The organism is Terriglobia bacterium (assembly GCA_020072565.1).
Taxonomy (GTDB): domain Bacteria; phylum Acidobacteriota; class UBA6911; order UBA6911; family UBA6911; genus JAFNAG01.
Window position 1 is genome coordinate 24,407 of record JAIQGI010000033.1, and the last position, 14,179, is coordinate 38,585.

11 protein-coding genes are annotated in these 14,179 nt (G+C 57.8%); all 11 read right to left on the bottom strand.

Annotated elements, in window-relative coordinates; all coding sequences use genetic code 11:
- Window positions 1–92: 92 nt before the first annotated feature.
- The 11 genes from LAP85_19210 to gspG all read right to left on the bottom strand — a co-directional run bounded on the left by LAP85_19210 (window position 93) and on the right by gspG (window position 14,177).
- The gene (locus tag LAP85_19210; GenBank protein MBZ5498531.1) at window positions 93–2,345 is read right to left on the bottom strand and encodes a tetratricopeptide repeat protein; all 2,253 of its coding nucleotides are present in this window, start codon (window positions 2,343–2,345) and stop codon (window positions 93–95) included.
- A gap of 86 nt (window positions 2,346–2,431) precedes the next feature.
- Window positions 2,432–4,771 carry an O-antigen ligase family protein gene (locus LAP85_19215; protein MBZ5498532.1) on the bottom strand — a complete coding sequence of 780 codons (2,340 nt, stop codon included), beginning with the start codon at window positions 4,769–4,771 and terminating at the stop codon, window positions 2,432–2,434.
- A gap of 420 nt (window positions 4,772–5,191) precedes the next feature.
- Window positions 5,192–7,948 (bottom strand): hypothetical protein, encoded by a 2,757-nt coding sequence (locus LAP85_19220; GenBank protein ID MBZ5498533.1) that lies wholly within the window; start codon window positions 7,946–7,948, stop codon window positions 5,192–5,194.
- A 27-nt stretch (window positions 7,949–7,975) separates the two neighbouring features.
- Window positions 7,976–8,857 (bottom strand): hypothetical protein, encoded by an 882-nt coding sequence (locus tag LAP85_19225; protein ID MBZ5498534.1) that lies wholly within the window; start codon window positions 8,855–8,857, stop codon window positions 7,976–7,978.
- 25 nt (window positions 8,858–8,882) lie between these two features.
- Window positions 8,883–9,458, bottom strand: coding sequence for a type II secretion system protein M (locus LAP85_19230; GenBank protein ID MBZ5498535.1), 576 nt, complete (start codon window positions 9,456–9,458; stop codon window positions 8,883–8,885).
- A gap of 15 nt (window positions 9,459–9,473) precedes the next feature.
- Entirely contained in the window at window positions 9,474–10,877 is a 1,404-nt protein-coding gene (gene pilM, locus LAP85_19235; GenBank protein ID MBZ5498536.1) for a pilus assembly protein PilM, read from the bottom strand.
- An 11-nt stretch (window positions 10,878–10,888) separates the two neighbouring features.
- Window positions 10,889–11,944 (bottom strand): general secretion pathway protein GspK, encoded by a 1,056-nt coding sequence (locus tag LAP85_19240; protein ID MBZ5498537.1) that lies wholly within the window; start codon window positions 11,942–11,944, stop codon window positions 10,889–10,891.
- Window positions 11,944–12,831 (bottom strand): prepilin-type N-terminal cleavage/methylation domain-containing protein, encoded by an 888-nt coding sequence (locus LAP85_19245; GenBank protein MBZ5498538.1) that lies wholly within the window; start codon window positions 12,829–12,831, stop codon window positions 11,944–11,946. The genes LAP85_19240 and LAP85_19245 overlap by 1 nt, the downstream gene beginning before the upstream one ends.
- A complete protein-coding gene (locus LAP85_19250; GenBank protein MBZ5498539.1) occupies window positions 12,828–13,268 on the bottom strand; it encodes a type II secretion system GspH family protein in 441 nt (146 codons plus the stop codon). The genes LAP85_19245 and LAP85_19250 overlap by 4 nt, the downstream gene beginning before the upstream one ends.
- Window positions 13,265–13,777, bottom strand: coding sequence for a GspH/FimT family pseudopilin (locus tag LAP85_19255; protein ID MBZ5498540.1), 513 nt, complete (start codon window positions 13,775–13,777; stop codon window positions 13,265–13,267). Before LAP85_19255 ends, LAP85_19250 begins: the two co-directional genes overlap by 4 nt.
- A complete protein-coding gene (gspG, locus tag LAP85_19260) occupies window positions 13,752–14,177 on the bottom strand; it encodes a type II secretion system major pseudopilin GspG (protein MBZ5498541.1) in 426 nt (141 codons plus the stop codon). The genes LAP85_19255 and gspG overlap by 26 nt, the downstream gene beginning before the upstream one ends.
- Between the last annotated feature and the right edge of the window lie 2 nt (window positions 14,178–14,179).

The following is a 14,179-nucleotide window of genomic DNA, read 5'->3' on the forward strand; positions in this document are numbered from 1 at the left end:
AACAGACTTTGCCGGGCGCCCCGACTGTGGGAGAACGACCTGGCATTGGGGATCGACAGCGGGTGGGGTATCGGGCAAAACTCGCGGAAGGCTCAGGGAATCCGTTTTGACCGTCCCAGGCTTGAGAGAATCAGATCACGGTTTCGGCGGGCTTCCGCGTAATCCGGTCTGACGCGCAGCGCCTCCGTGAAAGCATCCAGGGCTTTTTGTACCTGCCCCTGGTTGAACAGCAACGTTCCCAGATTATTGTAGGCATCCGCAAAGTCCGGCTTTACGCGGATCGCCTCGATGTAGTTCGCCACCGCACCCTGGAAATCGCCCTGGCTTCCCAGGGCCACTGCCAGATTGTAGAAAGCGTCTGCATAATCCGGTTTGAGACGTATTGCTTCGCGGTAATGGACGATCGCCTCGGCCTTCTTCCCCTGGCTGTAAAGGGCAACACCCATATTATAGTGCGCTTCGGCATAGTCCGGCTTGAGCCGCAGGGCCTCAGCGTAATGGGATAGCGCCTCGTCGATGCGTCCCTGACTGAGCGAGATATTTCCCAGGGTGTCGTAAATCTCCGGGTAATCAGGCTTGATCTGAAGAGCCTTCTCGAAACTGCGTACAGCATCCGGTGTATTGCCCTGCTGTGCGAGCGCGACGCCGAGGCCGAACTGCGCCTCAACATAAGCGGGCTGCATAGCCAAAACCCGATTATAGACATCTATGGCTTCCTGATTCTTACCAAGCTTTGCGAGGGCATTGCCGAGGGAGGAACAAAGAACTAGGTTCTCGGGCATCTTAGGCTCGGCCCTCCTCAGGAGTACCACAGCCTCCTCGAACTTGCCCTGGTCGTAGAGCGCCTGCCCCATGTTCCTCAATGCGATCGGGTAGTCCGGTTTGATCTTGAGCGCCCTTTGATAGAGTTCCAGCGCCTGATCTTTCTTACCCAGCCTATAAAAAGCATAACCCAGATTGCACATGATCTCAGTATCCGCAGGCTGAAGCCGGAGCACCTCTAAATAATGCCGTATCGCCTCCTCGTACTTGCCATGCAGAGCCAGATCTGTTCCCGCGATTCCGTGCGCCTGGTAGTTGTCGCCGTCAATCTCAAGGGCGTGCGCGAAAAGCGACGAAGTGTTCCGCCATAATCGCACCTGAAACCAGGTTGTCACAGAGCAAGCCAATACCATCATCATTCCGGCCGCCGCCAGGGACCTCTTTGCGCCGGGCCATTTCGCGACCAGATCTGGAACGCCCCAAACGACAACAACAAAAATCCCAATCAACGGGACATAGGTGTATCGGTCCGCCATCGCCTGTCCCCCGACCTGAACCAGGCCGATCACAGGAACAAGCGTACCCAGGTACCAGAACCATCCGACGGCCAGATAGGGAAAGCGGCCCGCAAAATGGAGGGCCAGGACAGAGACACAGAGTAGGAACGCTGCCGCCGCAGTTACTTCCCAGGCTGGATAGCCGCCGAAAGGCAACCGATAAAAGATGCTTAGATTGTGAGGCCAGGCTGTCTTCATGAGGTAGGCAACGTAAGAATGGAGCACATTGGCGATCCTGGTGTCGAACGATATAACTTCGACCGTCCTGACCGCCCCCCCGGCCTTCTGGACAACGAAAGTGATTATGCTGGAGGCGGCCGCGAGCAGGAACAAGGGGATCTTCTCGCGGAGCAGAGGCAGAACAGGCACAAGAAATCTATTGATGATTGACGGCGCCGGCGGCCGAGCGCTCCCCTTTCGGACCGGCAAGTCCAGAGCGAAGCGGCGAAGGGGCCAGAAATCAAGGAGGAGGAGCACGAAAGGAAGGGTGACCAGCATGGGCTTGGCCATCAAGCCGAACCCGAAGAGGAAGAGCATCAGCAGATACCGGTTGCGGCCCGGATTTCGCACGTAGCGGGTGTAAGCCCACAGAGTGAGAAGCCAGAACAGAGTGCTCAAGACATCCTTCCGCTCGGCGATCCAGGCGACGGATTCAACGTGAAGCGGGTGAAGGGCGAAAAGCGCCGCAACAAAAGCAGATTTCCACTCGGCGCGGGTCAGATCCCGGAGCACCAGGAACAGCAGCAGAGTGTTGGCCACGTGGAGGAACAGGTTCACCAGGTGTTGCGGCCCGGGATTGAGGCCAAAGACCTGGCAATCAATCATGTGAGAAAGCCAGGTCAAAGGATGCCAGTTTGAGGCATAACCCGTGGTAAAAGCCCAGATTATATTATTCGCGGTCAGTCCGTTCGCTATACGCCAGTTATCAAGGACGTATGCGCCGTCATCGAAATCAATGAAATCGTGCCGGTACACCTGGGCATAGACCGCCAGCGTGGCAACCGCCAGGAAAACGCAAATCCACACCTGATGCCGATCCCAGTTCTTCTCCAACTTGGGAGTGTTTTTATCGCGAAGGGGACTCGGGCGCAAGCGAAATTATGGGAGTGAAGTTATCGGGAGGATCGTTTGAGGCTGTCCAGGAAGGTCTGAAGCTCAGCGGCCACCTTTGGCGACAGAGTGGCAGCCTTCATTGCGGTTTGGCGTGCGAGGTCCACTTCACCCAGGTCCCGGTACGTGCCGGCCAATCGAGCCAGAACGGTGGCATCGTTGGGGGTTTCCTTGAGTTGCTCCCTGTAAAGCTCGACTATGGGTTCCAGTTTCTTGCTGGCATCGTAAAAGCTGATCACGCGATCGTAGTCCGCCGCAGTCAGCTTGAACCCTCGCTCCTTGAGGTCTTGCCATTCTCTCGCAGCGTCGTTAAAACGGCCGCTCGCGATATACAGAGTAATGAGGTCGACGTGCGGTTCCTTGATCGCGACGCACAGCGCCGCACCTTTTTCAAATGCGGCTAGTCGATCTTCTGGCCGGCCCAGAAAAAGAAAAGTCTGGCTTCTTTCGAGGTACACCTGCGGGCGGCTCGGGCTTAGGACTTCTGCTTTCTGCAGCATTGCCAGGGTTGTCTCTGCCAGCGATCCAGCCAACAGCGGATCGGCCTGACGAACGATATCGGACGTGGCATTTACCAGACTTGCCATGTAGAGGTAGTAACGTGCATTGGCGGGTATCCGTTGAATGCTCTCCTTGAAGAAATCGACTCCCTTCCGGATCACACGGATCTTCCAGTCGATCGGGATATCGGATGAACGAGCCACGTCCAATGCATAGTTGGCAAACACCTCATGCAGTTCATGGCACCCGGTCGTCTGATATTCATCGGCCCGCTGATAAAGCCCCATAAGTCCTTCGCCATAAGCAGTGCGCACTGCGCCTGTTCGCGGATCAATTACTTTGCTGGATAATCTTGCGCGCTGGAGCAGTCGATTCGATTCGAAAGGCCGGCTGACGGCAAAGGTCCAGGCTGCAGGCAGAATTATCGCGGCCGCTCCGATCGAGGCCCGACCCTTCCAAGTCACTCCGGTCTGCACAGGTCTCCGCACCGGATCGGGCTGCGGGCTCTTGGATCCGGCGTGCAGGTAAACGACATACGCCAGGACGAGGTAGAGGGTCACGTCGGTATTTATGGTATCGAAGGTAAAAAGACCCTGGAGCAGATAGGCCAATAACAAAGCGACAAGTACGAGGCTGCCTGCCGGATCTTTCGTCCGATACCACTGCCGCATGAGAAATGTGAGGATCAGGCCATAAAAAGTGAGATAAGCCGCCAGCCCGATCAAACCGGTCGTCGTGGCAACATCAATGAACAGGTTGTGAGCACGATCGAACCATACTTCCGTGTACAACGAGCGATAGATTTCGTTGGGAAAGTGGGCGTCGAAAGCGTTCTTGAAATTCTCAAGCCCCCAACCGAAGATGGGCCGGTCCTGAATGGCAACGGCAGCGGCTCTCCACGTGGCGACACGATTTTCGATGGAGGGGTCTTTGAGGGAGAGCGTGGTGTAGCGAAACAGTGTCGGATGACTCCGCACCCAGGCTGACTGGCGGTTGAGGAGCATGAGCGACGACATCAAAACTACGAATAGGAGCAAACCGCCACACACCAGTTTCGCCTTCCTGGATGCGCTGCCCCACAAATACCAGCCCAGGAGGAACAGAACGGATCCGACCAGACCGAGCATGGCGCCGCGGGTCTGTGTCAGGTACATCCAGAAAATGCACCACGCGCCGAAAAGAACGAGGAAAACCTGGCCGGCGCGGACGTTGCGGCGCATGATGAACCAGCAGATGGTCGCGGCATGGAGGATGAGCGCGAAGATGGCAACTGGGGGCAGTGCCAGTCCGGAAGTGATACCGGCGCCGCTGAACTGGTCCCAGCATATTGCGAACAGATCCAGCAAGACCAAGAGTGTCAGCCACACTTTTGCAATTAGGGGATAGGCCGAGTCCTTATCCTTGCGGCTTAAGAGCCACAGGACAATGAAGAAATTGAGCAGCATGTTGGCGGCAAGAAAGCCCGCATTCCCCGCGGCCCCTTCGATGCGGCTTTCCTGCGGGAACCGATACAGGTAGCCCAGCCCCAGATACTCCACCATGCCCGAGAATCCCATCAGCACGCCGAAGAAAAGCGAAGCCGTAAACAGGCTCAGCCAGTCGCGCTCGCGCTTGAGACTCTGACTCAGAACGAAGAAATAGGCTAATAGATGCAACTGCGAGACCAGGCCTCCCATGCGCCTGAAGTCTCCCCACCAGCTGGTCCAGGCGTCGACGCTGACGCCTGGCAAAGAGCTGATGAACATAACGCCAAACCAGGCAAGCAACGCGTAGGAGATAAGGTGAAGCCGGGGTCGGTACGCGGGAGCAAGCGCTGCCAGCACCACATAGAGCAGGAGCATGCACTCAACCACAGCTCGGAACAGGACGCTTTTCAGGAATATGAGGGAGAAATAAAAGGAATCATTGGCAACTACAGGTAGGAAAAGGGCAAAACCTGCGGCCACCAGGATTGCGCGAGCCAGAATGGGGATAAGAATATCGTCCCCTCGGTGGGTCGCACCGGCCTGTCTCTTTTGTGGTCCTTTAGCTCTCGAGTGAGCCTTTTTCATTGACGGGACAGACGAAAGGAGTCAGGGGCAGAATAAATCCCAGTTGTGCAGCGATCCTTGATCAGACTCTAGCCCGGGGCGACGCTTCGTTTGCCCCGGGCTACCCCTTAAGGCGCTTTCCTTCGGCGCTATCTTCTCACATCTTCTGAATCCCGCCTTCATAATTTTGACTTCCTGCCGTTTACGCTCTCAGATCGTTGAGCATTCCCTTCAGACGGTCCGATGCGGGAAGTCGAAGTCGGGGATCCGAGGTCGAACGTCGGCTGACGGTTCTTCCTCTTTCTTGATCGGCGGAGGCGGATCGGACTTTTGTTCCGACTTTTTTATCTGCTTCTGCTGCTGGTCGAAGCGCTCCTTGAGTCCCTTTTCCTGATCTTCCTTGATCTCCTTCTGCTTCTCGTCCGCGTACTTGCCTACGCTACGCAGGGAATCCTTAATCTGGTCCGTCATTTCCCGGAAGCGTTCCGGCGTCCTGATCACGTGAGGCGTGATCATGATGAGCAGCTCGGTTCGCGTGTTGCTGCGATTGGTGCTCCCGAAGAGGGCGCCCAGCAGCGGGATGTCGGAAAAAAACGGCACGCCGCTGCGCCCGTTTGTGTTCGCCTCCCTGATCATTCCGGCGATGGCAACGCTTTCCCCATCCTTCACCGCCAGAGTGGTCGTCACGTTTGTGGTGTTGAAGGTTGGAGTCGGCTGGCCATTTACCGTAGACGCCGGTCCGATAGTGGTTACGCCCTGATAAATCATCAGGGTCACGGTGCCGGAGGCCGAGATGCGGGGCGTGATCTCCAACTCCGTGCCGGTCGGCACGTAGTCCACGCTTGACGTGGCAAGCGTTCCTCCGATAACGGTCTGACCCGGAATCGGCTGTGAACCGCCGACCTGAATATGCGCCGGCATGCCGTCGATCGCGAGCACCGACGGAGCCTCCAGGATCCTCACTTTTGTCTTGGCGCGCAACGCATTCAAATTCATCAGAATATCGCGCGAGGCCCCGACAAAGGCAAAGCTCTGCGCGGAAAGGGCTCCGGTACCGGCCGCTATGCTGCCGGTCGTGAGGCCATCTCCCGGCTGCCGTGCCTGCAGGGTCGCCGAGACGCCGAAGCTGAGAGATTCCGTCAGGTCGATCTCAAAGATGCGCGCATCGATGATCGCCTGGCGCGGCAGGATGTCCATGCGCTTGATGGTTTCCAGAAGGTATTCATAGTCGGCACGGCTCCCCTGGATAATCAAGGCGTTATTCATGTCGTCGGCCACAAGCCGGACGGTCCCCTGCAGACCCGAGAACTGACCGCCATTCAGCACCTGCGCGGTCATTCCTCCCATTCCCTGATTCAGCCGCGGTCCTCCGATCTGCTGTCCTCCGAAAACCCCTGCACCGTAACCATAGGGGTTGTTAAAGCCACCGTAACCCTGTTGTCCGTAACCCTGCTGCCCTCCGCCGCCAAACATGGAGCTCCCACCGAGGGCCGATGTCATGGATCTTGAACTACCCGGAGCGCTGGAATAGGGGATTCCACCGGTTCCCGTCCCCGTCCCCATGCGGCCGCCCGTGCCTGTACCGCCCGGGGCGCCACCAGAATAGCCGCCGCCTGCGCCCGTCGGTTGCATACCAACGGACGTACCGCTCTCGCTGCCTCCATACAGGAGGGAGAGAACCATGGCGATGTTCGACGCGGTTCCGTTCTCGACTGTATAGATAAAGGTTTGAACGCTTCTGCCGGTCGTCGTATCCAGCCGCGCAATCCAGCGTTTCACCTCCTCGAGAGCGCGCTTGGAGTTAGCCATCACCAAAATGGCGTTAATGCGATCGAGCGAAACCATGTAAATCCCGGTGCCGCTGTCTTTGGTGGTGCCGAAAACCTTCTGCAGGTCCTCGAGCACATCGGCCGCCACATTGAATTTGATCTCGATCAGCTCGATCAGATCCGGATCGAGGTAGCTGTTATCCAGAAGGTGGACGACCTCGAGCAATTTCTGAACGTTATCGGTGTAGTCGGTAATGATCAGCATGTTCTGCCGCTCGTAAGGCATGATCACGCCGCCTTCGGTCATGAACAGTTTGAGCGGTTCGACGAGGCTCTGAACGGGTACGAACTCGACACGAATGATGTGCGTAGCCAGATGGGGCGGAGCTGGAGCCGTAGGGCGTGTCTGCGAGGGGGGAGTCGCCTGCGGCACGGGCAGCGTCTGCGCAGGCGGAGTCTGAGGTGCTCCTGCCGCACCGGCAGGAGGTTGCGTGACAGCCGCGCCGGGAGGCGGCGTGCCTGCAGGTGGGACGGTACCGGGCGGGGCGGGCGGTTTGGCCGGGCCGGCGGCCGCCGGATCCGTTTTCTTCGGAGCATCTTTGTCCGAGGGCGGCTTTGCGGGTGGCGCTGGAGGGGGACTGTCCACAATCTCCAGTCCTTCTCTGAGCCCCTGCGAAATCGGCACGATCTTATAAAAATTCCCCGATTTTACCAGCGCCGCGTTGTTGTTTTTCAAGACGCTGCTGAATATCGGGAACACGTCCTCCTTCGCCATGGCGGTGGAGCTGTAGATGGTGGCAGTTCCCTTCACATCCGGGTCGATCAGAATCGGAGTGATTCCCAGCATATCGGCAACATTGGTGATGAACTCAAACAACGGCATCGCGTCGAACTTCAGCTGGATTTGGTTGAGCGAGTTAGGCACCAGCGGGGCGATGCCTGGAACGGGTGGGGGATTTTGTGGAATCGGGGCCGGAACTGGCGCCTGAACAGGGGTACCGGCTGCCTTCTGCATCTCCTGCAAAAGTTTCTCCAGGTCCTTCTGCCGCTGCTCCAGCAGCGCCTTCTGTTTTTCCGCTGCGGTCTGGTCTTGAGTCTGGCCTGGCGGGTTGGACTGGGATGGCTCCTGGGATACGGCCCCTTCCATAGTAATGCTGCCTGTTGCGGCCAAAATAAATGCAAGGCTGGCTATCCATAGATTTCGTTTGAACGTTTGCACGTGACTTCCTCTTGGTTACAAGGTTCGTTACTTTTTCACCGGCTGTTGCTGGGGCGGGATGGTTTGCTGTTGAACAGGAAAGGTGCCAAATGGTGACTGGGTCATTACCCTGCCCTGAGCATCAATGTATTGGTTCGGATACAACTGCGTCGGTTGCTGAAACTGAATCGCAGGAGCCTGCTGCGTTGCCTGCGCGCTTCCCCGCTGTTGCGCAGGGGTCTGGGGCTGGGCCGGGCGTGACCCGGCAGTGGGTGCCGGACTTGAGATCGGCGTTGTCCTGCCGGCGGCAGCCGAAGTCACGACTGCTGCGCCCCCCGGGCTCCGGGCTTGACCAGGGCCGAAATTCACTACCTGGGTTGCCAGAATCGGAGTCTTACCCTGCTGAGGGGATTTGCCCGGGGCAAAAAGCGGTACGACTTCCCGGCTCGGGCCGGATTCCAGGACCATGCCATTCTGCGTAATATCCGTCACCACAAATCCGCGATAGTTGTCCCCAACCCGCATGGTTTGTGTTCGCCGCGTGCCGGGCACGTTGGGAGCTGTAGGATCATTAATCATAGCCACGCGCTGAGAGCCTGAAACCACGATCCCGACCAGAATGGGCGGGTTGTCCAGCTTCTTGGGAGGCTCCGGCGCCGGCGTGTCTGTCTTTTCCTCCGGCTTGCGGGACTCGGCGAAGAGGTTGGCCGCGGGAATGATGCCATACTCCGCGTCACTGTACTTCTTAACGGGCTGCTGCGCAGGAAGCGCGGCCTCGGGCGCACTTTTCTTCTTTGCCGCCGGCATTCCCTCCAGCTTGGCAAGGCTGTTTTCGGCGTTGAAACGCTGGGCGGAGACATAGAGCTGCCAACTCAGCAACCCCGCACCCAGCAGCAGCATCAGGTTGATCGCAATCCATTTCTTGGTCATAACATCCTCAGTATCTTTTCAGCCCCTACTTCGCGCCGGGAGCCTTTTCCGCGGTTTTTGCCGCGAGGGCCGGAATCGCAACGAAACCTGCCACCCAGAGCGAAGGCCGAATCTGGTCTCTGTTGCGCATCCCCGTCTGCATGATGGAAAGCGCGTCCACTTTCAAGAATTTCTCGTAATTCTCGATCGCGGCGAGAAAGCGGACCAATTGATCCATCGTGCAGGTGACGTCGATTTGAACGGTGACTTTCGTCAGGTTGTCATCGATCTTCTGCTCAGGTTGGATGTTCTTGCGTGACATCTCGACCTGGTTCGCGTCGGCGAGATCCTGCAGCACCTTCTGCAACGCCGGCCCCGCATCGGAAGCCTTCTGGTAAGGTAATAATCGGCTCAGATCCTGATTCAGCCTTTGCTGGTCCTGGTTGATGCGAGCCTTGATGGTCTCTTCCTGGGCGATCATATCCCTCTGCCTCTGCAGCAGGTTTTTCTTGTTTTCCACAGTGGCGGAAAGATCTTCCGGAAGAAGCAGCGGCACCAGGTAAAATGCAAGCACCAAAATCACAGCACCGCCGCCTGCAATCAGAAACTGCCTTTCTCTCATAGATATCTTCACGGCTTATTTCTCGCACTTAGCTTGAAAGCTGAAAATGTCTTTGCCCGTCTGGATGTTTTTAAACGTAGCATTTATCGTGATTACATCCTTCAGCAGAGGCGATTTTTCAATTTTGCTGATCAGGTCCGAAGAAGCAGAGGGAGGACTCTCGCCATTCAGCGTAATCGTGCAATCCTGGTTTCTAAACTGCCTCAGGTAGGTGTCGGAGGGGAGGAGGTTGGTCAACTCCCGCAGGATATCCAGGTTTTGATCGCGTCGCTGCAAAACCTCTTCGAGGGAGGCGATTCTTTTCCCGAGCGCTTGCGATTGGGAACGCAACTCCCTGACGCGATTGGCGGGCGCCTCCAGTTTTTTTATCTCCTGGTCCAGGTTGCGGATAAGGGTTTGCTGCTGAACCATTTGGTGGAAACCGAGTCCAGCCAGAGCGGCGGCAATGCACAGGCCGAGTATGATGGTGGGGACATAGGCCCAGCGCTTCTGGTGCACTCTGCGCTCGGCTGGCAACAGATTGAGCTTCATGGGCAGCCGGCGTGTGATGCCCACGTAGGCCAATCCGAGCGACGTCACGGCCTCCTGAAGAAATGCCTTGTTTTCCGGCGACATCTCAAACCGGAGCCTGTCTCCCATCAGTTCGCAGCCGGGCACGTCTTCCCACAGCTCCTGAAGTGCGCTCTCAGATTCCTCTCCGGCCATGATGATGCCATCGATACTCTCTTCCGGATCGAGCCGCACCTTCCCGACCGCCACTTCCATCTCGCTCAGCAGGAATTGTTTCAAGGGTACACCGCCTGGTCTGGCAGCCTCCCGGCCGTAGATGAGAGCCCCGCCGCGCAGAACGGCGAGTTCTATTCCGCCAGGCTTCAGGTCGGCCATGATGAAGGTCTTATCCCGGCCGTCGTTATGTGTTCCCAAAAACATATTGGCGAGAGCCACCGATCCGGCTGTGACGGCAGCCGGACAGATGCCGAGCTGGCGCATGGTCTCGAGGTGGGCATCCAAAATGGACTTCCGGATCATCATGACCAGGACATGCAGCCTCTTGTCGGGCTGGCCGTTGCGGATGGGCACGAAGTCGTAATACAGTTTCTCCTCATCCGTCGGCTCAAAGGACTGCACCTGAAAGAGCATGACCTGCTTGAGGTTATCCTCCACCTCCTTGGGCAGATCCAGGTAGCGCAAGATGACGTCCTGGCGGGGAAGACCGAGCACGATGTTGTCCCGATTGACTTTTTCCCGCTTGAAAAAACCGTGGATTTCATCGCGCACCTGTTCCGGGTCGCGCTGCCGGTAGCCGGAGACACGCATATAGTTGGTGAATACGCCGCCGGCAAAGTTGCTCCTGAGACAGGAAATGAGCAGATCCTGCTGCCGGATTTCAATCCCCACGCTGGTTTTCAGATAGATCACTTTGTCTCGCCCTACCAGTTTGGAATGTTTTCGTTCCAGTAAAGAATCGTGTATTTTTCCTGCCCGCCGGGATTCAATCGAATGATCGCGCGGATGACTCTGCGCGCCTTCGAGTTCGTCCTGTGGGCAGACGCAGTCAGGGTGAAAATGCCCGTTCGTGTCCACGATATGTATGAAATAATCGCCGGTCCCGGATTCGGCACCACTTCTTTGCTGATCTCATCCCAGCTCGTGAACGGTTTCACCTGCCGCCGCTCGTATATCATCTGGGCTGCCGCGGGGGGCATACCCGGAATCGACAGCAGCACGGGAAGCGGAGCGGAGTTGATATTGATCCGCAGCGTTGCAGGCGCATATACAGTCAGGCACCGCAACAGGCCGTAACGGTCGACGATTTGCCCATCAGGCGTCTTTTCGCGGCGCCCATAGAAATACTGCGGCGTGACACCCCGAACAAGCAGGAGCTCCTCCACGGCCTTCATCCTGGGGGCGTCTTTCCACGTCTGGTACGGAGGCTGCAGAGTCTGGTAGTAGTCATCTTTTGCGCCGTTGGGCCTGGGCATGGTGCCCGAATCGCGCCAGTCCAGGATGGAATCGACGATGACGCTGGCGTCGGGGTCGCTGATGCCGATCACATTGATCAAGGCCCTGAGCTGCTCCTCCATCACGATGTTCAGATTGATCTTTCCTGATTCGTCCTGAATCTCCACCTCGTACTCGCCGTCGCCGAACTGCCCCGTGACTTTTCCGAGGTCGACCGCATCCGGCTGCTGCGCCTGAAGATTCTGCAGTCCTTGCGGCGGGGGGGTCAGGTACATCTTCTGGTAGAGTTGGTAGACGGAAGTCGCGATGCCGGCGCGGGCAATATAGTAAGCATCGGCAAGATCGCGATCATTGCGCGCTGCGGCAACTTCGACAAATGTCTCGCGCGCAAAGCTGAGCGCAATGACGGAGAGTATCGTCAGAATCCAGAGAAGTGCGATCAAGACGACGCCTCGATCATGGTCTCCTGTGCGCATCATCCGATGCGGTCCTCCCACTCTGTCCATCAGGGGGCGAATCGTCATTACCTGCCCCCTCTCCGTCCGCCGGGGGGCGGATTGCCGGGCCCCGGGCCGCCTCTCCGCCCACCGGGCGGATTGTCAAAGCCGGACCCACCCCGCCGTCCACCGGGCGGATTGTTGGAACCGGGACCACCCCGCCGTCCACCAGACGGAGGGCCGCCGGGCACGACCATCCGCCCATCGAACGGGTCGATAAAACCCGGTTGCAGACTTTCTACTTCTGCCATAAAAGGAATGACCAGCTTCCGGCTCTGCAGGGCGCCTACGGCATCACGAGTGTTCAGGGTGATCGACATCGCCGTAGGCAGGCGTCCCAAATCCACGGCACTCCAATCCGTGACCCACTGTGACGGACGGTCGGCTGTGCCGGGGTCTAAGTACTCGAAAGTCCCGCTGGTAAGATGGTCGAAAATGGTGGTAGCCGGCTGATCGCCCTCGGCAAAATCGACGTACTGGGTCGGGTCCCCGCCCAGGTATCGTGTCTCCTGCTCGACGAGCGCAAACTCCCCTTGGTTTGAGGGTACGATCCCATAGGAGACCACGGTCAAACCGGGATTATCTCGAAAGCGGAGCGAGCACAGCGAGATGAATTCAACGCTGGTTTGCGATCCTTCGAATATCGGAGCCTGCCCCGCGCCCGTCTGCAGGTCGACTGGTGGGATCATCGCGGAAACAGATGCCACCTGCTTCTGCATGAGATCCAACGTCGCGCGGTGTCGCTGGTTGGCATCGATCGATTCCGTGCCGCGCTTCCAGGAAGCAATGCTGATGCGCAGTACCGCCCAAATAGAAAGCGCCATCAACGCGACTAAGGTCACGGATACCAGCATCTCGAGGAGGGTAAATCCCTCGGCTCTCAGGATGCGCTGTGTTTGCGGCCGGTTTCTCATTGTGGCACCCGGGCTTGCCCTGGCTGCGGCGGAGGGCTGATCAATTTCAGGGTTTGCAGTTGAAAATCCGGCTTGGGGGAATTCGGTTCCATGACATCCACGACATACGAAAGCATGATGGGCGTCAGCATCTGGAGTTGTGTATTGAGCGGCAGCGCCGTTTGGGGAGCCGGCATTTCAACCTCGCTGACCACGACCGACCAGCGCGTTCCGTCTTCGAAATCGCCGTGAAGCGTGGTTGCGCCCTGGATCCTGTCATCGAGCAGCGCGGTTTCCATCACCGCCTGGGCGTGGTCGATCAGGCGCGTGTGAGCCCTCACCTTCCGGATGTTGCCGAGCGATCCCGAAATCAGGGATAAAGTCAGAGCTACTCCTACGGCCATAATGGTAAGCGCCACCAGCACTTCCAGAAGAGTGAACCCCGACTCGCGCTTCATGGCGCTTTCTCTCCCTGACTCGGAGCGACTTGAGCCCCACCTGTGATGGGGTCCAGCACAATCTTCAGGCTGGCGCCGGTCTCCGACCTCAATAGGATCTGTGCGTCTTCCGAGCTCCCATTGGGAAGAAAACGAATCCTCAGGGGGTCCTGCAGCATCTCCTCCCCGGCGCTCGTCAGCCCGAGGATCCTCACGTCCGCAGGTGGTTGAAACGTCCGGGCGCCATCCCCCACATCGTCGGAAACCGTCACTTGTTGTGTCTGGCTGTCAATCGTCACCATCATCACCTTCTGCTCCGTCACCGCCGTCTCCCGGGCAACGCGGAGAGCATTAATCACATCGCGCCCGATAGCGCGCAGGTGGAACGCCGTCCTGCCGCGCGACAGCGCCGGATAAGTCACCGCCATGACCAGGCTCATCACGACCAGAACCAGTACCAGTTCCAGAAGTGAGAAACCTCGGTCGCGCGGGCGCGCGCAAGGCTCATTTCCAGTTTCCGATTTCCTCACCTTGACCTTCCACACCGCCGGGCCCATACGATAAGAGATCAAAATCGTTCGAGTGGGTTCCTGGGCATCGGTAAACATAAGGCTTTCCCCAAGGATCCATGGGAAGCGCTTTGGCGAGATACGGCCCCCTCCACGCTTCGAGATTCCCCGGGTTGGAAACCAGAGCCTCCAGGCCTTCGGAATTGGTCGGGTAGCGACCGAGGTCGAAGGCAAACATCTGGAGAGCCCCCTCGAGCTCCTTGATCTGGATGCGCGCAATCTGCTCTCTGCTCTTTGACAGTTTGTTGAATATGTTCGGAGCGACGACCGCCGCAAGCAGCCCCAGGATCACGAGCACGACAATGAGTTCGATGAGCGTGAAGCCCTTCTCCGAAGTTCGGTTATTCTCGTTAACAGACATAC

Coding starts and splice junctions, on each gene's coding strand:
- gspG (MBZ5498541.1), bottom strand. CDS start 14,177: ATGTCTGTTAACGAGAATAACCGAACTTCGGAGAAGGGCTTCACGCTC.
- LAP85_19225 (MBZ5498534.1), bottom strand. CDS start 8,857: ATGACCAAGAAATGGATTGCGATCAACCTGATGCTGCTGCTGGGTGCG.
- LAP85_19245 (MBZ5498538.1), bottom strand. CDS start 12,831: ATGAGAAACCGGCCGCAAACACAGCGCATCCTGAGAGCCGAGGGATTT.
- LAP85_19215 (MBZ5498532.1), bottom strand. CDS start 4,771: ATGCTCCTGCTCTATGTGGTGCTGGCAGCGCTTGCTCCCGCGTACCGA.
- LAP85_19250 (MBZ5498539.1), bottom strand. CDS start 13,268: ATGAAGCGCGAGTCGGGGTTCACTCTTCTGGAAGTGCTGGTGGCGCTT.
- LAP85_19240 (MBZ5498537.1), bottom strand. CDS start 11,944: ATGACGATTCGCCCCCTGATGGACAGAGTGGGAGGACCGCATCGGATG.
- LAP85_19230 (MBZ5498535.1), bottom strand. CDS start 9,458: ATGAGAGAAAGGCAGTTTCTGATTGCAGGCGGCGGTGCTGTGATTTTG.